This window comes from Streptomyces ureilyticus (assembly GCF_011045025.1).
In the GTDB taxonomy this organism is placed as follows: Bacteria; Actinomycetota; Actinomycetes; order Streptomycetales; family Streptomycetaceae; genus Streptomyces; species Streptomyces ureilyticus.
In genome coordinates this window covers 1-18,803 of sequence record NZ_JAAKZX010000124.1, presented here as the reverse complement: position 1 = coordinate 18,803, position 18,803 = coordinate 1, and the positions used below count along the sequence as shown (strand labels likewise).

Below are 18,803 nucleotides of genomic sequence, written 5' to 3'. Positions count from 1 at the left end.
GGCAGCCGCGCATGGCGATATGTCCTCACTCAGGGTGTCCGCGCCCTGGTTCGACGAGACCGGCGGCGAGAGTTCCTGGCTCCCGGGGAGTTGCCTCCCCGGTGACAGTGGCGGGACCGCGCCGGACTCACACCGGCTTCCTCTTCTGCCGTCGTACTTGGCTCGGGCAGTCCACCACGCCCACGAACAGCCGTCAACTTGCCGCTGACCTGCGGCGGGAGAGTGTGCGAAGGCCCACACAGGAGTGTGGGCCGAAGGACGTCGTCGGGTGGGGTGCGGGGCGTCAGGCCACGATCAGGTAGATGCCGTACGCGACCGCCGCCGCGCACGCTGCGAAGCAGGCGTACGCGCCGGTCGTCGCCAGGGGCGCGGAATCGCCCTGTGCGGAGGCCGATTCGCGCCGGGAGAGCCCGGCGATGCCGAGGGTGAACGCGCCCACGAGGGCGACGGTGACGATGAGGCTGACTCCGAAGACGGAGCCGAGGGCTGCCCAGTCGATGTGCATGCGGTGGATTCCTCAGACCGTGGCGGTGCGGGTGGCGGGCTCGGTGTCCGGCTCTTCGACGTGGCCCGGCGGAGGCGGGGTGACGGCGGCGATGGCCGTGCTCATCACGTCGGTGGTTTCTTCTGTGTCGTTGGTGTCATCGACGTTCGTGTCGTCGGTGTCATTGACGTTCGTGTGGTCGACCACCTCGCGGCGGGAGACCACCCAGATCGCGGCGCTGGACGCGATCAGGAAGACGGCGACGAACGCGGTGCCCCAGGTGCCGAAGGAGGTCACGTACTCCGCGATCGCGGCGACCAGGGCCGCGGCCGGCAGCGTCAGGCCCCAGGCGGCGAACATCCGGGTGGCGGTGGACCAGCGGACGACGCCGCCCTTGCGGCCGAGGCCCGCGCCCATCACCGAGCCGGAGACCGAGTGCGTGGTGGACAGGGAGAAGCCGAGGTGCGAGGAGGCCAGGATGACCGTGGCCGCGCTGGTCTGGGCGGCGAAGCCCTGCTGCGGCTGGAGGTCGGTGAGGCCCTTGCCCATCGTCCGGATGATGCGCCAGCCGCCGAGGTAGGTGCCGAGCGCGATCGCGAGACCGGCGGAGAGGATGACCCAGACCGGCGGGTCGGAGTCGGGGGCGATGGCGCCGCCGGTGACCAGGGCGAGGGTGATGATGCCCATGGTCTTCTGCGCGTCGTTCGTGCCGTGCGCCAGCGAGACGAGTCCGGCGGAGGCGATCTGACCGGAGCGGTAGCCCTTCTTGGCGGCTTCGCCGTTCGCGTTCCGGCCGAGCCGGTACGTCAGCCGGGTGGCGAGCATCGCGGCGAGGCCCGCGACCAGCGGGGCGGCGATCGCGGGGATCAGCACCTTGGTGACGAGGACGTCGCCGTGCACCGCGCCCATGCCGGCCGAGGCGATGGTGGCGCCGATCAGGCCGCCCATGAGGGCGTGCGAGGAACTGGACGGCAAGCCGACGAGCCAGGTCAGCAGGTTCCAGAGGATGGCGCCGACGAGTGCGGCGAAGATCACCTCGGGCTGGATGCCGGATTCGTCGACCAGGCCCTTGGAGATGGTGTTGGCGACCTCGATCGAGAGGAACGCGCCGACCAGATTGAGTACGGCGGACATGGCCACCGCGGCCTTGGGCTTCATCGCGCCGGTCGAGATGGTGGTGGCCATCGCGTTGGCGGTGTCGTGGAAACCGTTCGTGAAATCGAACGCGAGGGCGGTGACCACCACTATCGCGAGGATCAGCGAGAAGTTCTCCATTTACCCGGTCTTCTATTGGACGTCAGCGGTTCGTTGACCGTAGGCAACGTGAATGAACGGAAGATGAACTCAATAGGACCACGAGGTGTATCAAAAAGAGTCACCGCCCCTCCGAGTACCCGGAGGGGCGGTGCTGTAGTCGACCGGAGTGGCGGCGTCGTAGTCGAACTGAGGCGGAGGACCGGGCTCCGCCTGCCCTTGCTGGTGGGTCTGTCCCGTGCCTCCAGCGCTTCTGCTTCTAGCCCTTCGCGAACTTCTTGAGCCGGCTCATGGACCCGTTGAAGAGATTCTGGTCACCCGGCAGCGTCCCGCCGTTGTCGTACTGCCAGAACGTCCAGGTCCGCCAGCCTGCGGGAAGCGACCCCGCCGACGAGCTGTACCGGGCCAGCCACAGTGCATGGTTGGAGGCGAACGCGGCGCTGTTGCCCGTGCAGTTCTTCCACCAGTGCGTGGTGGTGTAGATCACCGGACGGCGGCCGGTCTGCCGCTTCACCTCGTTGCTGAACGACTTGATCCAGCTGACCATCTTGGACTTGCTCAGCCCGTAGCACTTCTTCTTGCCGTACGGGTTGTATTCGATGTCGAGCGCGGGCGGCAGCGTCCAGCCGTCCGCCCGCCAGCCGCCTCCGTTGCGCACGAAGTACGCCGCCTGGGTCTTGCCGGACGACTTGTGCGGCAGCGCGAAGTGGTACGCCCCGCGGACCAGGCCCGCGCTGCGCGCGCCGTGGTACTGCTGGCCGTAATAGGGATTGAGGTAGGTGTGGGACTCGGTCGCCTTCACGTAGACGAACCTGGCGCCTTTGCTCTTCGCCTTCGCCCAGTTGACGTTCTTCTGGTGCGAGGAGACGTCGTGTCCCTTGGGCTTTGCTGCCGCAGAGACCGGCACCTCTACGAGAGCGGTGGTGCCGATGGTCAGCGTCGCCACGGAAAGTACGGCGAAGCGGGCACGGCGGCTGTGGGACAGTCGGCGACTTCGGGACGGTTTGCGATCACGGGCCATCTTTCCCCCGGAATGGCTGCGTGCACGACAAATCTCCCTGAGGGTATGGGAGGGTCCGCGAATCCCCGTCGCTCGTCGGCCAATTGTTTCGAGTGGGCGTTCTGTTCGTTTCTGCGCCCTTTCGGAGGTGCGCGCTCCGCCCTAAAGTGCCCTCGCCCGCGCCGGGTCGGTGTCCTCGGCTGGCAGGATCGCGGCATGGCTGAACAGCGGTGGGACGCAGGGGACGGGCGGGACACGGAGGGGCAGTGCGCGCGGGACGCGACGGAGCGGGCCTGGCGCGAGCTGGTGGCGACAGCCCGCCGGACGGTGTCCGAGGGGCTGGTCGTCGGTACGTCGGGCAATGTGTCCGTCCGCGTCGGGGAGACCGTCCTGGTCACGCCGAGCGGAGTCCCGTACGACGAACTCGGGCCCGAGGACGTCTGCGGGGTCGGTCTCGACGGGCGGCAGGTGTTCGGTTCACTCGTTCCGACCAGCGAACTGCCCATGCATCTGGCGGTCTACCGCGCCACCGACGCCCGCGCCGTCGTCCACACGCACGCCGTGCACGCCACGGCCGTCTCCACGCTCGTGCCCGAGCTGCCGCTCATCCACTACATGGCCGCCGCGCTCGGCGGACCCGTCCGCGTCGCCCCCTACGCGACCTACGGCACGGAAAAGTTGGCCGAGAACATGCTCGGCGCGCTGCGGAACCGCACGGCCTGCCTGCTCCAGAACCATGGCACCCTCACCTACGGCACCACCCTCCACCAGGCCTACGACCGCACGGCCCAGTTGGAGTGGATGTGCCGCCTGTGGCTGACGGCTTCGTCGCTTCCGGGTCACTCGCCGTCGCTGCTGAGCGAGGAGCAGGTGGCCGAGGTGGGGGAGCGGTTGAAGGGGTACGGCCAGTCATAGCCATAGGGGTTTCGGCTTCTGACGGACCCTGGCGCGCACTTTTCACGGGCCCCTTCGGCTGGCCGACAGCGGGCTGCGTCTGGAGACTGGACCCGTGCGCACCGTGAGAGTGACAGCCGCGGCCGTCACCGCCGCTCTCGCCGCCGGAGCCGCCACCGTCGCGGTCGGCCGCTTCGCGAGCGACGCCGCCCTGAAGGCGTCGCCGGACCGGCCGCTGCCCACCGAGCCCCGGCTCACCGTGCACGCCACGGCGGCCGGGCGGATCACACTCACCCGCGCCCTGGCCTCCCAGCGGCCGGGCATGTACGGCCTGAGCGGCAACGCGAGCCACGCCGTCGTCGGTTCGGTCGTCGAGGCCGCCCCGCACCCCGCCGACACCGTCGTACGCCGACTGGAACGCGTCACCCACGGCACGCTGGAACCCGGCGACAAGGTGTGGTTCACCCCGAACGTGCACATCGGCGACCCGGGCACCGCGCTCGGCCTCGACCACACCGACGTGGAGATCCCCGGCGAACTCGGCGTCCTGCCCGCCTGGTTCGTGCCCGGCGCCCGCGAACCCTGGGTGATCACCGTGCACGGTCTTGGCACCACCCGCGAACACCCCATGAACGTCATGGAGTTGCTGCACCGCCTCCGCTTCCCCGTCCTCGACCTCGCCTACCGCGGCGACCCCGGCGCGCCCCGCCCGCCCGACGGCCTGGGTCACCTCGGCGAGACCGAGTGGCCCGACCTCGACGCGGCCATCCGCTACGCCGTGCGCTCCGGCGCCGAACAGGTCGTCCTGTACGGCTGGTCCACCGGCGCCACCATGGCCGTACGCGCCGCCGCGCACTCCGCGCTGCGCGACCGGATCTCCGGGCTCGTGCTGGACTCGCCCGTCCTCAGCTGGGAGTCCACGCTGCGCGCCCTCGCCGCGGCCCGCCGCACTCCCCGCGCCCTGCTGCCGCTGGCCGTCCGCGCAGCTCAAGGCCGCACGGGCCTGTACGGCGACCGGGTCCAGGGCGCGCCCGACCCCGACCTGCTCAAGGTGCCGGTCCTCGTCCTGCACGGCCCGGACGACGCGGTCGCCCCCTGGGCGCACTCCCGCCGCTTCGCCGACCGCCGCCCCGACCTGGTCACCCTGCACACCGTCCGGAACGCCCCGCACGGTGGCATGTGGAACGCCGACCCGGCCGGCTACGAAGAGGCCCTGCGCCGCTTCCTCACTCCGCTGATGTAGTCCCTCCCTGCCTCCCTCGCCTCCCTCGCCTCCTTACCTGTTCTTTCCTGTTCCTTCGTTGCTCCTTCCTGGCTTCCGGTTGCCCCCTGATCGCCTGGTTGTCCGGGTCCTGCGAGCGCCCGTGGAGCCGGGGGTGTTTGGCCTCCCGTACAGCCCTCCCCGCCATTCCGTTTGGGTTTTCGGACCGTCAACCGGAAGACTGCCCCTGTGACGTCCCGTATCCCGCGCGACTCCAGGCTCCGACTCGTTCGCTCACGACCCCTGGCCGCCGCTCCCCGAGCGATGAACCAGCGGCGTACGCGCCGACCCGCACCACGCCCGCCCGAGGGCACCCCGGCGCCCGCGGAGCTGGCGCATATGGCGCGCGCCCAGCTCGCCGGCGCGGCCCGTGTCGCCCGCTGGGCCGACGCCGCGCTGAGCCCCGGCCGGGACCGCGACGGCACACCTCCCGACGGCACCGGCACGCTCTCCGAGGCGAGCGCCCGGCGGGCCGCCGACGACCTGGCCCTGACTCCGGCTCAGGTCCGCGCGGACTGGGACACCGCACGGCTCGCGGGCCTCATCGAGGTGCACGGCGACAGCGCCCGCCCCGGCTGGCGGCTGCGCGCCTGGAACCGCGACGACAGTGCCGTACTCCGGGGCTGGGTCGCCCTCTTCGACGCCTGGTCGCTCGCCTGCCCGGAACCCGAGAACCAGGAGCACGCAGCTGTCGCCGAGGTCGTCTCCGCGATGCCCCAGGTGCTCTCCTTCCTCCAGCTCTCGGCCGGCCCCGTCCCCGTCACCCAACTCCTCGACCTCCTCGACCAGCGCGTCACGGAACTGCGCACCGAGCGCTGCGAGATCCCCTACGGGCCGCAGCCGGAGCCCGTCGAGAGTCCGGCCGAGGACACCCCGCTGGCCCCCCTCCTCGACTGGGCCCTGCACGCCCTCACTTCCGTGGGCGCCCTCACCTGCGCCGACGGCCATGCCACGCTCACCCCGCTCGGCAGCTGGGCCGTATGGGTCAAGCTGGAGCAGATCTGCGTCGCCGCGCAGAGCCCCGCCGGGAACATCGAGCAGCCGGCCGAGGACATGCTCCGCGGCTGCGCCCAGCTGCGTCCCAACGCGGCCCGTGCCGAATACCGAGCCTGGCTCGCCGCCCGCCCCGTCGGCAGCGCCGTCACCGAACTCCTCGACGCCGCCCGCGGCGAGGACGCCCTGCTGCGCGGGCTCGCCTTCGAAGCGCTGCGCGTCGTCGGTGCCCCCGCCGAGCCGGACGTACGCGCCGTGGTCGACGAGGTCCACCTGCGCCCGTACGCCCTGCTGTGGCTCGCCGTGCACGACGGTCATGACCCCGAGGACGCCCACGAGATCCTCACCCGCGAAGAGGCCACCTGGCTGTGGGTGGACACCGCCGCGGCCGTCGCCGACCACGGCGAAGCCCCGCTTCTCGTACGGCACTTGGAGTCCGCGGTGCAGCCCACCGTGCCCGCGCTCCTCGACGAGGTCCGCGCCGTCGGCCACCCCCGCACCGTGCAGGTCCTGGTCGCCCTCGCCGCCGCCCACCCCGACCCGGCCCTGGCCAGGGCCGTACGCCGCGCCGCCTTCCAGGTGCACACCGGAGGCAACTGAGCGCGGCGCTCGCTGGGGCACGCCTGTATGCGGGCGTCAGGCCTGTATCTCGGGGGCGTATGTGCCGAAGCTCCAGATATTGCCCTCCAGGTCACGGGCCATGTAGTCCCGCGATCCGTAGTCCTGGTCCGTCGGGGGCATGAGGATCTCCGCCCCGTGGTCCACGGCCCGCTGGTGGTGTGTGTCGACGTCGTCCACCACGACGTACACCCCGGTGTGCGTCGAGCCCTTCATCGCTTCGTCGAAGCGGCCGCCGCGGCCCCTGGAGCCGAGCATCACCGCGCCGTTGCCCTGCACCAGCTCTGCGTGCAGCACCGTGCCGTCCTCGCCCTCGTACACCGACGCCTCCGTGAAGCCGAAGGCCTCCGTGAGCTGCCTGATCGCCGCCTTCGCGTCCCCGTACAGCAGCGTCGGAAAGATGCTCGGGCGTCCGCCTGCCGTGCTCGCCATGGCGATCACTCCCTCTCGCCTCGTCGCCGGAATGTGACCGGATACCTGATGTGACCTGCTGAATGTGGCCTGCTTCTCAGTCTTGCACCAGGCACTGACAACGCCCCTCCGAGCGGAAAACCCGAGGGCGATGAACTGCCGGGCCGCAAAGGTGACGTAGAACATGCGCGCACAGAAAAACTGCTTGCAGACCCCCGTTAGACTGGCCCCATGGCCATTCTCCTCGCGCATTAGACGGCGTGAACGCCTTCAGCCGCCCACCCCGTCATCGACCCTGCCCTGGAGTCTGTCCGTGATTTCCGCCTCCGGTATCGAGCTGCGCGCCGGTGCCCGCATCCTCATCGAGTCCGCCACCTTCCGTATCGCCAAGGGCGACCGCATCGGCCTGGTCGGCCGCAACGGCGCGGGCAAGACCACCCTCACCAAGGTCCTCGCAGGTGAGGGCGCGCCCGCCGCGGGCACCGTCACCCGCTCCGGCGAGGTCGGCTACCTCCCGCAGGACCCGCGTACCGGCGACCTCGACATGCTCGCCCGCGACCGCGTCCTGTCCGCGCGTGGCCTGGACACCCTGATCCGCAAGATGCGCGAGAACGAACAGCGCATCGCGAACGGCACGGGTGCCACGCGCGAGAAGGCACTGAAGCAGTACGAGCGGCAGGAGACCGAGTTCCTCACCAAGGGCGGGTACGCCGCCGAAGCTGAGGCCGCCACCATCGCCGCCGCGCTCAACCTGCCCGACCGGGTGCTCGGCCAGCCCCTCCATACACTCTCCGGCGGTCAGCGCCGCCGTATCGAGCTGGCCCGCATCCTCTTCTCGGACGCCGACACCCTGCTCCTCGACGAGCCGACGAACCACCTCGACGCCGACTCGATCGTCTGGCTGCGCGACTACCTGAAGACCTACCGCGGCGGCTTCATCGTGATCTCCCACGACGTCGAACTCGTCGACACGGTCGTCAACAAGGTGTTCTACCTGGACGCCAACCGCTCCCAGATCGACGTCTACAACATGGGCTGGAAGCTCTACCAGCAGCAGCGCGAGGCCGACGAGAGGCGCCGTAAGCGCGAGCGGCAGAACGCCGAGAAGAAGGCCTCCGCCCTCCACTCGCAGGCCGACAAGATGCGCGCCAAGGCCACCAAGACCGTCGCCGCGCAGAACATGGCCCGCCGCGCCGACAAGCTGCTGGCCGGCCTGGAGGCCGAGCGCAAGTCCGACAAGGTCGCAAAGCTCCGCTTCCCCGAGCCCGCGCCCTGCGGCAAGACGCCGCTCACCGCCGAGGGCCTGTCGAAGTCGTACGGCTCCCTGGAGATCTTCACCGACGTCGACCTGGCCATCGACAAGGGCTCGCGCGTCGTCATCCTCGGTCTCAACGGTGCCGGAAAGACCACCCTGTTGAGGCTTCTCGGCGGTGTGGAGAAGCCCGACACCGGCCAGGTCATCGAAGGCCACGGCCTCAAGCTCGGCTACTACGCGCAGGAGCACGAGACCCTCGACCCGGACCGCACGGTGCTGGAGAACATGCGCTCCGCGAACCCCGACCTCGACCTCGTCGAGGTACGCAAGACGCTCGGCTCCTTCCTGTTCTCCGGCGACGACGTCGACAAGCCGGCCCGGGTCCTCTCCGGCGGCGAGAAGACCCGCCTCGCGCTCGCCACCCTCGTGGTGTCGTCCGCGAACGTCCTCCTCCTCGACGAACCGACCAACAACCTCGACCCGGCCAGCCGCGAGGAGATCCTGGGCGCCCTGCGCACCTACAAGGGCGCCGTTGTCCTCGTCACCCACGACGAGGGCGCGGTCGACGCACTCCAGCCTGAGCGGATCATCCTGCTGCCCGACGGCGTCGAGGACTTGTGGGGCGCGGACTACGCGGACCTCGTCGCCCTCGCCTGAGCCCTGTACGGCCCGCATGGCCCGCCGCCCGGTCCCTGCCGGAAGGCGGGACCGGGTCAGCGAGGCTTGATCGAATGACTGATCAACTGCGTATGGATCATTCGGCTCATCCGTGATCCATCATCTGTGTGAGATCTCCTCGTACCGAGGTGTGTCCTACACGGATTTCGCGACCGGCCTCTCGGCCCGCGAGGGCCCGGTCGTCCCGCTCCGCTGACCTGGACCTTCGCCCGTGAACCCGTTCGGCCGTACGGACACCGCCGCCCGGAATATCGGATTCCGCTCGTGAGGATGAGCTTCCGCGACTCAAAGCTTGTCCTACGGACCTTGCCGAATGGGTGGCCAGGAAGCTCTTGAGGGGTGATCATGAGAAGTCCAGAGCGCACTTCCCATGAGGAGGCACGGGTGGCCGAGACTCTGAAGAAGGGCAGCCGGGTAACCGGCGCCGCGCGCGACAAGCTCGCGGCAGACCTGAAGAAGAAGTACGACTCCGGTGCGAGCATCCGGGCACTGGCCGAGGAGACCGGCCGCTCGTATGGCTTCGTCCACCGGATGCTCAGCGAGTCGGGTGTCACGCTCCGAGGGCGTGGCGGAGCGACCCGCGGTAAGAAGGCCGCCTCGGCCTGAAGCCGGGCGGCTCCTCGTTCTCCGATGGTGGCCACCCGGTCGGTCGGGTGACCGGCCGGGTGGTTACTGTGCAGTCACTTGAGGGTGTGTACGTACGGCACCCGCTCTGACCGCACCCATCGGAGGCGCCCCATGGCTTCGCTCGACCCGGTACTCGACAAGGACGGCGTACGGCTCACCGTCGACGAGGCGATCGCCACGGTGACGCTGACCAATCCGGCCAAGCGCAATGCGCAGAGCCCCGCTCTGTGGCGCGTGCTGGCCGAAGCGGGGCGGCTGCTGCCGGGCACCGTTCGCGTTGTCGTGCTGCGCGCGGAGGGCAAGTCCTTCTCCGCCGGGCTCGACCGGCAGGCGTTCACGCCGGAGGGGTTCGAGGGCGAGCCGTCGTTCATCGATCTCGCGCGCGGTTCCGATGCCGAGCTCGACGCGACGATCGCCGGCTACCAGGAGGGTTTCACCTGGTGGCGGCGTAGCGACATCGTGTCCATCGCCGCCGTGCAGGGGCATGCCATCGGGGCGGGCTTCCAGCTCGCGCTCGCCTGTGACCTGCGCGTCGTCGCGGACGACGTGCAGTTCGCCATGCGCGAGACCAGCCTCGGGCTCGTGCCCGACCTCACGGGTACGCATCCGCTGGTGGGGCTGGTCGGGTACGCCCGTGCGCTGGAGATCTGCGCGACGGGGCGGTTTGTGACGGCCGAGGAGGCCGTGAAGACGGGGCTGGCGAATCTGGCTGTGCCGGTGGGGCAGTTGGATGACGCGGTACGGGATCTGGGGGCGGCGTTGTTGGCTGCGCCGCGGGATGCGCTCGTCGAGACGAAGGCGTTGCTTCAGGGCGCCGTGGATCGGACGTACGAGGACCAGCGGGTCGCGGAGCGCGCGGCGCAGGGGCGGCGGCTGCGGGACCTTGCCGGGGTCGGTGACTAGTCGCTCCGCTGGGAGGCCGGGGCCTCCATCGCGGCGGAGCCGCACATTGATACAGCCCCGCGCCACTTAAAGGGGCGCACCTGACCTGGTCCGCTCAGACTGTGACCCCTGTGATCAGAACCGCCACCGATGGGTGGTCCGGGAGTGCATCGCTCGCCGCCTCTCGGACCTCACGGGCCACCTCCAGTGCTCGCCGGTCCGCGTGGACCTCGAGCTCCACGCGGACGTGACGGCGCGGCAGGGTTGCCTCACCGGAGTGCTCCTCGATGTGCACCGCGCGGCCCAGGCCGGCGAGTGTGCCCGTCAGGCGGGCTACGCCCGGGACAGTGAGAGCGGCGGCTGCCACTCGGGACTCGTCGTCTTCCAGTGTCGGCTCAGGCTCAGGTTCCTTGGTCTGCTGCCGTTCATCAGAACGCACGTCGGTCTCGTCCCCCTCCTCCAGCAACCCCGTCACCCGTAGATCCACCTCCGTGACCGTCAGCCCGAGTCGCTCCGTCGCGGCCTCGGCGAGTGCGGTGCGGAGGCGGGACGCGAGGGCCGGGAGGGGTTCGCCCGTCGCGAGGGTGGCTGTGAAGTCGGCGTTGATCCGCAGTGGGCCAGGCGGCAGGGCGCTGGGCGGTGGCGGTACCGCCGGTTCGTGCGTCTCGTCCGGGTCGGCGAGTGCGAGCCGTAGTGTGCCGAGGTGTGCGCCCGGCACATGGCGTGCGGCGTGGCGCAGTACGGACTCGGCCGCCTTCTCCGTGATCCAGGCGCCGTCGCGCGGTCCGCCCAGCGGCAGGAGTCTGCCGAAGCCGAGCTGACGTCGTACTGCCCGGGTCCACTGGTCCGCCATCATTGCTCCAGCCTGCCGCAGCGCCTGCTGCGCTGCCGCACAAACACACTTAGTGTGAAGGAAGGAGTACAAGCCGGAAGGGACGCAGGGCGATGACGGATGTGACGCAGCGGAACCGGACGGAGAACCCCGAGGCCGAGAAAGGGGCGCCGGATGTACAGCCCCGCAGCAGGCCCAGTGTGACCAAGCGCGGGGGAGGCGACCCGGCCTCCCGGGGACGTACCACCATCGCGGACGGTGTGGTGGAGAAGATCGCCGGGCTCGCGGCCCGCGATGTGCTCGGGGTGCATGCGATGGGCAGCGGGCTCTCGCGCACCTTCGGAGCGGTGCGGGACCGAGTCCCGGGCGGCGCGAAGTCCGTGACCCGGGGCGTGAAGGCCGAGGTCGGCGAGGTGCAGACGGCGCTCGACCTGGAGATCGTCGTCGACTACGGCGTTTCGATCACCGAGGTCGCCGGCGCCGTGCGCGAGAACGTCATCTCGGCCGTCGAGCGGATGACGGGCCTTGAAGTCGTCGAGGTCAATATCGCGGTCAGCGATGTCAAACTGCCGGAAGAGGAAGAAGAAGGGGAAACGGAGACCCGGCTTCAGTAGTTCGGAGACCCGGCTTCAGTAGGACCGCCGGTAGTTCCGCCCCCCTTGATGCGCAGAGGAGCGCAGCATGAGCATGGCCGCGATCGGCATGATCGCCGGAATGGCGCTGGGCTTCGCCGGATACTTCGGCGGGTTCGGTGCCTTCCTCCTCGTGGCGGCCCTCGGCGCCGTCGGCTTCGTGGCCGGCCGCTTCCTGGAGGGCGACTGGGAACTCGGTGACTTCTTCCGTCCCCGCGGCGACCGGCGGCGGTGACGCACGTGACCGGTGAGCTCGCCGGGGCGGGAGCACCCCTCCGGCCCGGCAGCCCCGGCCGGACCGTCGCGCCGGCCGAGCGCGGTGGGCTCCGCATCGCCGACCAGGTCGTCGCGAAGATCGCCGCGCAGGCGGCGCGCGAGGCCCTGGACGTGCTGCCCCCGGACGCCGGGCCGCCGCGCGCCACGGTCGTCGTGCACCACGACACCGCCCGTGTCCGGATCGGCCTCGAACTCGACTACCCCTCCGACATCGGTGCCCAGTGCGCCGCCGTGCGTCGCCAAGTCACCCAGCGGGTAAGGACCCTGGCGGGTATGGAGGTGCCCGAGGTCGCCGTCCAGGTGGAGCGCCTGCACTCCGCGCAGGCACGCGGCGCGGCACAGGGGAGGACCCAATGAGCGAGTCCCAGGGCTCCGAGAGCACCCGTCAGCTGCCCGTCATGGAGAAGGCGGCCGAGAGCGAACTAGGCCAGTCGGCGTCCGCGGCGGACTACGACCCGCTGCCCACCGCCGACGACGCGAACGACGGGAACGGCCGCTTCTGGTCCGTACGCCGGGTCCCCGCGAGCATCATCGCGCTGCTGGTCCTGGCCGGCACGGGCCTCCTGCTGTACGACATCGTCTCCGTGCGCTTCGACCGGCCCGCCATGGCCTGGCGCAGAAACCTCGCCCGGGAGCTCGCCGAGCGGCCCCTCGACGACATCTGGGTGCTCGTCGGCGCCGGGGTCGCGGCCGCTCTCGGCGTCTGGCTGCTGGTGCTCGCGGTGACGCCCGGCATGCGGGACGTACTGACGATGCGTCGCCCCCACGCCGACGTACGGGCCGGTCTGCACCGGGGAGCGGCCGCCATGGCGCTGCGTGACCGGGCCATGGAGGTCTCCGGGGTGCGCTCGGTACGGGTCCGGGTGAGGCGGACGAAGGTCACTGTGCGGGCGGCGTCGCACTTCCGTGAACTCGACGACGTACGAGCCGACTTGGACGCCGCGCTCGCCGAGGGCATCAAGGGGCTCGGGCTGGCCCGGCGGCCCGCCCTGTCGGTGCATGTCGCGCGGGCGAACAAGAACCGGAAGGGGTGACGGCCGGTGCTGAGGATCGTGAACCGCGTTCTCGTCGGGCTCGCAGGTCTGCTCCTGATCGTGGGCGGCGGCTCCGTGCTCGCCGTCGGTCTCGGCCTCGAACCGCCCTCGTGGTGGGTCCACGACGGGCAGTGGGACGTGCTGCTGAGCGACACGGGCCGGACCCGCTGGCGGGACGAGGGCTGGTGGTGGCCCACCGTCATCGCCGTACTCGCCGTCGCCCTGCTGCTCGCCCTGTGGTGGCTGACAGCGGTACTACGACGGCGTCGGCTGGCCGAGGTGCTCGTCGACACCGGCGACGGCGAGGGGGCCCTGCTGCGCGGGCGCGCCCTGGAGGGCGTACTGACCGGCGAGGCGGGCGCACTCGATGGCGTGCAGCGCGCACAGGCGGCGCTCACCGGCAAGCGGAGCACCCCTCAAGCACGGGTCCACCTGCTCCTCGAACCCCATGTCGACCCCGGCGACGCGCTGCAGGGCCTGACGACCCAGGCCCTTGCCCACGCCCGGGACTCCGCCGGCCTGGCCGCGCTGCCCGCCGAGGTACGCCTCCGCGGGGTCAAGCACCGGGCAGAACGGGTCAGTTAGAACCGTTGGAACCCGTTAGAACCCGCGCCGAGCCCCGCCGTCAACAGGAACCATGACGCCCGTCAGGTACGACGCGGCCGGTGACAGCAGGAACGCGGCCGCGCGCCCGAACTCCTCCGGAGTGCCGTAGCGGCGCAGCGGGATGCGGGACTCGTTGGCCGCACGGGTGGCCTCCGGGTCGGGGGACAGGCCGTCGAGCTGGCGCATGCGGTCCGTGCCGATACGGCCCGGGAGCACGCCCACGACGCGGATGCCGCGCGGGCCGAGCTCGTCCGAGAGCGACTTGGCGAAGCCCGCGAGTCCGGGACGCAGGCCGTTGGAGATGGTCAGGCCCGCGATCGGCTCGTACACCGAAGTGGAGAGCACGAAGCCGATGACCCCGCCCTCGGCCAGCTCCGCGGCGGCCGCGCGGGCCAGCCGGACCGCGCCCAGGAAGACCGACTCAAACGCCGACTGCCACTGCTCGTCCGTGTTGTCGGCGGCGAAGCCGGGCGCCGGGCCGCCGACGCTGATCAGGATGCCGTCGAAGCCGCCGAAACGCTCCCGGGCTGCGGCTACGAGGCTCGCCGACGCCGCCGGGTCGGCGTTGTCGACGGCGACTCCATGGGCGTTCGGGCCGAGTGCCGCGGCGGCCTCGGCCACCGTCTTCTCGTCCCGGCCCGTGATGATCACTTTCGCGCCGTCCGCGAGGAGTTCCCGCGCGGAGGCGTTGCCCAGTCCGCGGGTGGCCCCGGTGACGACGTAGACACGGTCCTTCAGTCCAAGATCCATGCCCCTATCCTGCCCCCTCCTCGCCGAACAGCGTGAGGGCGGTGCCCACCAGGCCGATATGGCTGAACGCCTGCGGGAAGTTGCCGAGCTGACGGCATGCGACGGGGTCGTACTCCTCGGACAGCAGCCCCACGTCGTTGCAGAGCGCGAGCAGGCGCTCGAACAGTTCGCGCGCCTCCTTCGTACGCCCCGTCAGATGCAGCGCGTCCGCGAGCCAGAACGAGCAGACCAGGAACGCGCCCTCGTGACCCGGCAGCCCGTCGATCACCGTCTGGTCCGAGGAGTACCGGCGCAGAAAGCCGTCGTGCGCCAGCTCGTCGCGTATCGCGTCGATCGTGCCGGTCACCCGCGGATCGTCCGGCGGCAGAAAGCCGGTACGGGGGATGAGCAGCAGGGAGGCGTCCAGTTCGCGGGAGCCGTAGAACTGCGTGAAGGTGTTCCGCTCCGGGTCGTAGCCGCGCTCGCACACCTCGCGGTGCACCTCGTCGCGCATCGCGCGCCAGCGTTCCGCGTCGCCGCTCAGACCGGGGTTCTCCTCCAGGGCCCGGACCGTGCGGTCGGCGGCCACCCAGGCCATGATCTTCGAGTGCACGAAGTGGCGGCGCGGACCGCGTACCTCCCACAGGCCCTCGTCGGGCTGGCGCCAGTTCGACCGCAGGAACTCCATCAGGGCCAGCCGCAGACTCCACATGTGCGGCTTGGTCGGCAGGCCCGCGCGCAGCGCCAGCGACAGGGAGTCGATGACCTCGCCGTACACGTCGAGCTGCAACTGGCGTACGGCGTCGTTGCCGACCCGGACCGGACGCGAGCCCTGGAATCCGGGCAGCCACGGCACCTCGTACTCGGGAATCCGCCGCTCGCCCGCGAGCCCGTACATGATCTGCAGGTCCGCCGGGTCGCCCGCCGCCGCGCGCAGCAGCCAGTCGCGCCAGGCCTCGGCCTCCTCCTGGTAGCCGCAGGTCAGCAGCGCGCCCAGGGTGAGCGTGGAGTCGCGCAGCCAGCAGTAACGGTAGTCCCAGTTGCGTACGCCGCCGACCTCCTCCGGGAGCGAGGTGGTGGGCGCCGCGACGATGCCGCCGGTCGGCGCGTACGTGAGGGCCTTCAGCGTGATCAGGGAACGGACGACCGCGTCCCGGTGCGGGCCCCGGTAACGGCAGCGGGCCGCCCACGCCCGCCAGTCGTCGACGCTGGAGGCCAGCGCCGCGTGCGGATCGACGAGCGGGGGGCGCGGCTCGTGCGAAGGATGCCAGGTCATCACGAAGGCGACCTTCTCGCCCTCGGCGACCGTGAACTCCGAGTGCGTGCTGTAGTCCCTGCCCCAAGTGCGCACCTTGGGCTCGCTGCGCAGCCACACCGAGTCCGGGCCCGCCACGGCCACCCGATGTCCGTCCGACTTGCGCATCCACGGCACGATCGAGCCGTAGTCGAACCGCAGCCGCAGGGTGCTGTGCATGGTCACTCGGCCCTTGAGCCCCTCGACGACGCGTACGACGTCGGGGGAGCGGTCGCGCTGCGGCATCAGGTCGGTGACGCGCACCGTGCCCTCCGAGGTCTCCCACTCGCTGTCGAGCACGAGCGAGTCCCGCCGGTACGCGCGCCGCGTGCAGGCCCCCGCCCCCTTCGGCGCGAGCCTCCAGTGACCGTTCTCCTCGTCCCCCAGCAGCTTCGCGAAGCAGGCCGCCGAGTCGAACCGGGGCAGGCACAGCCAGTCGATCGAACCGTCCCGCCCGATCAGGGCGGCGGTCTGGTGGTCGCCGATCAGCGCGTAGTCCTCGATGGCGGGGACGGGTGCCTTGGGCTCGTTCGATGAGTGCACGGGTGACGGGTTCCCGTCACGGCCGGTGACCAATCAGGCGGGAGCCGTGTCGGCGGTCCGGGCTGTACGGCCGGCCGGTGGCACCTCGCGGTTGGTCAGGGCATACGGCGGCGGCCGTGTCGCTTCCGGCAGTCCGCCTATAGGGCGGCTGGTGTCGCTTCCGGGCGGTCCGCCTACACGGAGGCCGGTTCCGCCGCCTCCGGCGCGTCCGTCTTCGCCGCGGCCTCCGCCCGGTCCCGGCGTTCACGGCGAACCAGGATCACCCAGCCCACGGGGACGCCCGCCGCGAAGAGCCACCACTGGATCGCGTACGCGTAGTTCAGGGCGGCGTCCTCGTCGCCGGGCTTGCCGATCAGCTCCGGGGAATTGCCTTTCGGCGCGGGTGCTGTCTGCACGATGTAGCCGCCGAGCACCTGCTCGCCGAGGCGGCGGGCCTCCTGCTCGCTGTTGATCAGCATGATCTGCCGGTCCGGCAGGCCCTCGAGGTTCTTGATGCCGCTCGCCTCGGTCGTCTCGTCGGGCATGAGCCGCCCGGTGACGGTGATCTCGCCGCGGGGCGGTGCGGGGATCTTGGGGAACGCCGTCTGGGTCGGGGCCCCGGGGATCCAGCCCCGGTTGACCAGCAGGACCTTGCCGTCCTCGAGGACGAAGGGCGTCAGCACGTGGTAGCCGACCTCGTCGTCGGAGTTGGTGCGGCGACGGACGACGACCTCGTCGTCGGTGTCGAAGCGGCCCTTCGCTGTCACGCTGCGGTACCGCTCGTCGGTGGTGACCGTGTGTCCGGGGGAGGTGAGGTTCTCCACAGGCACCGGCTTGGCGTTCAGCGCCTCGGCGACCAGCTGGTTCCGGGCGGTGCGCTCCTCGTAGCGGTGCATCTGCCAGAAGCCCAGCCTGATCATCGTGGGGATGAGGAGCAGGGCGACCAGCGTGAGGATCACCCACTGCCGGGACAACAGGAAGCGGTACACCCCATTGACGTTACCCCCGCATGAAACGGCCCTCGACGGGAGGGTCCCGCCGAGGGCGAACGTACGAAGGGGGTACTCACACTTTGTCGATGATCCCCACCTTCCCCTCCGAGCGGGCGCAGTGCGCCCCGCAGTACCACTGGCCTCCGACCTCGACGCCCTGGCCGATGATCTGGACGCGACAGTGCTCGCAGATGGGTGCCATGCGGTGGATGGCGCAGGCGAAACAGTCGAAGACGTGAATCGCGCCCTGCGCGTGCACCTCGAAGGACATCCCGTAGTCGTTTCCGCAGACCTCGCAACGTGCCATGCGCCACAGGGTGGGCCGCCGCGACGGCACGGGCGAGCGGGCACGGGGCGAGTCGCCCGCCAATCACCCGTACGCCCGGATCTCTCGTCGTACGCCGGGACCTCTTGTCGTACGCGGCAATCTCGCGCCGTGGGCCGAGAACGCCCCGTCACTCACGCCCCGTCGGCCGGCTCCACATCCAGCAGCAGCTGTCCGAAGGCCGCCTCGTCGACGACCGGGGTGCCGAACTGGCGGGCCCTGACCACCTTGGACGTACCGGAGTCCGGGTCGTTGGTGACGAGGAGGCTGGTGAGCCGGGACAGGCTCGTCGAGACATGGAGTCCGGCGTCGACGGCTCGGTCCTCCAGGAGCTCGCGGTCGACCGACGTGTCCCCGGAGAACGCGATCCGCATGCCCTGCTTGAGAGGTCTGCCCGGTTCGTACCGGCCCGGGTTGGGGTACGGGCACGCGGGTCGCTTGCGGGAGGGGCGCCAACTCCCGGGCCCGTAACCGCTGTAGCCCCCGCCGCCGGACTGCGGGCCGATGCGCGGCGCGGGCCCGTCCGCCCACTCGGTGAGCGGCCGGCACTCAAGGAGCGGCAGTCGCACACCACCCCGCGCGGCGGCATGCAGGCTCGGGCGGAACGCCTCGGCGAGCACGCGCGCGTCGTCCAGCGCGTGGTGCGCCCGCTGCTGTACGACGCCGAAGTGCGCGGCGAGCGACTCCAGCTTGTGGTTGGCCAGGGGCAGGCCCAGCTCCTTGGAGAGGGCGATGGTGCACAGCCGCTGACGGACCGGCGCCTGGCGCTCCGCGCGCGCGTACTCCCGCGCGATCATCGACCAGTCGAAGACGGCGTTGTGCGCGACGAGCACCCGGCCGTCGAGCCGGGCCGCGAACTCCTCGGCGATCTCCGGGAAAAGAGGCGCCCCTTCAAGCGCCTCGTTCGTCAGACCGTGGATCCACACCGGCCCGGGATCCCGCTCCGGATTGACCGTCGTGTACCAGTGGTCCTCGACCTCGCCGCGGGCGTCCAGCCGGTAGACCGCGGCCGACACTATGCGGTCGTCGCGGGCCAGGCCGGTGGTCTCCACGTCGACCACCGCGTATCCCTGCGGATACGCGGCCGGCCACGAGGCTGCGGACGCTGCGGTCGTACGGTCTTCGAGCATGGTCACCGAGGATAAAGGGCCCGACTGACAGCCCGTTCGCCGGAGTCCGCACCACCCACCCCCGAGCCTCCGTC

At 70.7% G+C, this 18,803-nt stretch carries 21 protein-coding genes and 1 riboswitch; of the genes, 11 read left to right on the top strand and 10 right to left on the bottom strand.

All coding sequences use genetic code 11. The features are described 5' to 3' along the window. Nucleotides 1-47: 47 nt before the first annotated feature. Nucleotides 48-191, bottom strand: a riboswitch (cobalamin riboswitch). A 92-nt stretch (nucleotides 192-283) separates the two neighbouring features. The 3 genes from G6048_RS30810 to G6048_RS30800 form a co-directional block, all read right to left on the bottom strand. Next, nucleotides 284-505: a hypothetical protein gene (locus G6048_RS30810; protein ID WP_165342889.1), complete on the bottom strand. Its 222-nt coding sequence runs from the start codon at nucleotides 503-505 to the stop codon at nucleotides 284-286. A gap of 12 nt (nucleotides 506-517) precedes the next feature. Continuing rightward, nucleotides 518-1,759 (bottom strand): inorganic phosphate transporter, encoded by a 1,242-nt coding sequence (locus G6048_RS30805; RefSeq protein ID WP_165342888.1) that lies wholly within the window; start codon nucleotides 1,757-1,759, stop codon nucleotides 518-520. A 238-nt stretch (nucleotides 1,760-1,997) separates the two neighbouring features. Continuing rightward, nucleotides 1,998-2,759: a lysozyme gene (locus G6048_RS30800; protein WP_165342887.1), complete on the bottom strand. Its 762-nt coding sequence runs from the start codon at nucleotides 2,757-2,759 to the stop codon at nucleotides 1,998-2,000. A 195-nt stretch (nucleotides 2,760-2,954) separates the two neighbouring features. Between G6048_RS30800 and G6048_RS30795 the strand changes: the two genes are divergently transcribed. The 3 genes from G6048_RS30795 to G6048_RS30785 all read left to right on the top strand — a co-directional run bounded on the left by G6048_RS30795 (nucleotide 2,955) and on the right by G6048_RS30785 (nucleotide 6,486). Further along, on the top strand, nucleotides 2,955-3,653 hold the full coding sequence (locus G6048_RS30795; RefSeq protein ID WP_165342886.1) for a class II aldolase/adducin family protein: 699 nt from the start codon (nucleotides 2,955-2,957) through the stop codon (nucleotides 3,651-3,653). Between the two features lie 94 nt (nucleotides 3,654-3,747). Then, complete coding sequence (locus G6048_RS30790; protein ID WP_165342885.1) at nucleotides 3,748-4,875, top strand: alpha/beta fold hydrolase; 1,128 nt, start codon at nucleotides 3,748-3,750, stop codon at nucleotides 4,873-4,875. A gap of 207 nt (nucleotides 4,876-5,082) precedes the next feature. Then, nucleotides 5,083-6,486 carry a hypothetical protein gene (locus G6048_RS30785; protein ID WP_165342884.1) on the top strand — a complete coding sequence of 468 codons (1,404 nt, stop codon included), beginning with the start codon at nucleotides 5,083-5,085 and terminating at the stop codon, nucleotides 6,484-6,486. Nucleotides 6,487-6,522: 36 nt separating this feature from the next. On the opposite strand, the gene G6048_RS30780 is transcribed toward G6048_RS30785, so the two are convergent. Beyond that, nucleotides 6,523-6,936, bottom strand: coding sequence for a VOC family protein (locus tag G6048_RS30780; protein ID WP_165342883.1), 414 nt, complete (start codon nucleotides 6,934-6,936; stop codon nucleotides 6,523-6,525). Nucleotides 6,937-7,228: 292 nt separating this feature from the next. On the opposite strand from G6048_RS30780, the gene G6048_RS30775 reads away from it, so the two are divergent. From G6048_RS30775 to G6048_RS30765, 3 genes are all read left to right on the top strand, one after another. Further along, nucleotides 7,229-8,827 (top strand): ABC-F family ATP-binding cassette domain-containing protein, encoded by a 1,599-nt coding sequence (locus tag G6048_RS30775; protein WP_165342882.1) that lies wholly within the window; start codon nucleotides 7,229-7,231, stop codon nucleotides 8,825-8,827. Between the two features lie 405 nt (nucleotides 8,828-9,232). Further along, nucleotides 9,233-9,454 (top strand): helix-turn-helix domain-containing protein, encoded by a 222-nt coding sequence (locus G6048_RS30770; RefSeq protein WP_006123601.1) that lies wholly within the window; start codon nucleotides 9,233-9,235, stop codon nucleotides 9,452-9,454. Between the two features lie 132 nt (nucleotides 9,455-9,586). Further along, a complete protein-coding gene (locus G6048_RS30765) occupies nucleotides 9,587-10,378 on the top strand; it encodes an enoyl-CoA hydratase/isomerase family protein (RefSeq protein ID WP_165342881.1) in 792 nt (263 codons plus the stop codon). Nucleotides 10,379-10,472: 94 nt separating this feature from the next. On the opposite strand, the gene G6048_RS30760 is transcribed toward G6048_RS30765, so the two are convergent. Next, nucleotides 10,473-11,213, bottom strand: coding sequence for a nucleopolyhedrovirus P10 family protein (locus tag G6048_RS30760; RefSeq protein WP_165342880.1), 741 nt, complete (start codon nucleotides 11,211-11,213; stop codon nucleotides 10,473-10,475). 89 nt (nucleotides 11,214-11,302) lie between these two features. Here G6048_RS30760 and G6048_RS30755 point away from each other — a divergent pair, with 89 nt between their 5' ends. The 5 genes from G6048_RS30755 (at nucleotide 11,303) to amaP (ending at nucleotide 13,716) form a co-directional block, all read left to right on the top strand. After that, nucleotides 11,303-11,803 (top strand): Asp23/Gls24 family envelope stress response protein, encoded by a 501-nt coding sequence (locus G6048_RS30755; RefSeq protein ID WP_165342879.1) that lies wholly within the window; start codon nucleotides 11,303-11,305, stop codon nucleotides 11,801-11,803. A gap of 67 nt (nucleotides 11,804-11,870) precedes the next feature. Then, nucleotides 11,871-12,056, top strand: a complete 186-nt coding sequence (locus tag G6048_RS30750) for a hypothetical protein (protein ID WP_165342878.1) — start codon at nucleotides 11,871-11,873, stop codon at nucleotides 12,054-12,056. Nucleotides 12,057-12,061: 5 nt separating this feature from the next. Beyond that, nucleotides 12,062-12,454 (top strand): Asp23/Gls24 family envelope stress response protein, encoded by a 393-nt coding sequence (locus tag G6048_RS30745; RefSeq protein WP_165342877.1) that lies wholly within the window; start codon nucleotides 12,062-12,064, stop codon nucleotides 12,452-12,454. Next, nucleotides 12,451-13,131, top strand: a complete 681-nt coding sequence (locus G6048_RS30740; protein WP_165342876.1) for a DUF6286 domain-containing protein — start codon at nucleotides 12,451-12,453, stop codon at nucleotides 13,129-13,131. Before G6048_RS30745 ends, G6048_RS30740 begins: the two co-directional genes overlap by 4 nt. 6 nt (nucleotides 13,132-13,137) lie before the next feature. Next, nucleotides 13,138-13,716, top strand: a complete 579-nt coding sequence (amaP, locus tag G6048_RS30735; protein ID WP_165342875.1) for an alkaline shock response membrane anchor protein AmaP — start codon at nucleotides 13,138-13,140, stop codon at nucleotides 13,714-13,716. A 15-nt stretch (nucleotides 13,717-13,731) separates the two neighbouring features. On the opposite strand, the gene G6048_RS30730 is transcribed toward amaP, so the two are convergent. The 5 genes from G6048_RS30730 to G6048_RS30710 all read right to left on the bottom strand — a co-directional run bounded on the left by G6048_RS30730 (nucleotide 13,732) and on the right by G6048_RS30710 (nucleotide 18,729). Further along, on the bottom strand, nucleotides 13,732-14,487 hold the full coding sequence (locus tag G6048_RS30730; RefSeq protein ID WP_165342874.1) for an SDR family oxidoreductase: 756 nt from the start codon (nucleotides 14,485-14,487) through the stop codon (nucleotides 13,732-13,734). Nucleotides 14,488-14,491: 4 nt separating this feature from the next. Continuing rightward, the gene (locus G6048_RS30725) at nucleotides 14,492-16,303 is read right to left on the bottom strand and encodes a glycoside hydrolase family 15 protein (RefSeq protein WP_165342873.1); all 1,812 of its coding nucleotides are present in this window, start codon (nucleotides 16,301-16,303) and stop codon (nucleotides 14,492-14,494) included. Nucleotides 16,304-16,476: 173 nt separating this feature from the next. Next, the gene (locus G6048_RS30720; RefSeq protein WP_165342872.1) at nucleotides 16,477-17,271 is read right to left on the bottom strand and encodes an SURF1 family cytochrome oxidase biogenesis protein; all 795 of its coding nucleotides are present in this window, start codon (nucleotides 17,269-17,271) and stop codon (nucleotides 16,477-16,479) included. Nucleotides 17,272-17,347: 76 nt separating this feature from the next. Beyond that, entirely contained in the window at nucleotides 17,348-17,581 is a 234-nt protein-coding gene (locus G6048_RS30715; protein ID WP_165342871.1) for a hypothetical protein, read from the bottom strand. A 152-nt stretch (nucleotides 17,582-17,733) separates the two neighbouring features. Continuing rightward, the gene (locus G6048_RS30710) at nucleotides 17,734-18,729 is read right to left on the bottom strand and encodes a DEDDh family exonuclease (RefSeq protein WP_165342870.1); all 996 of its coding nucleotides are present in this window, start codon (nucleotides 18,727-18,729) and stop codon (nucleotides 17,734-17,736) included. Nucleotides 18,730-18,803 lie beyond the last annotated feature (74 nt).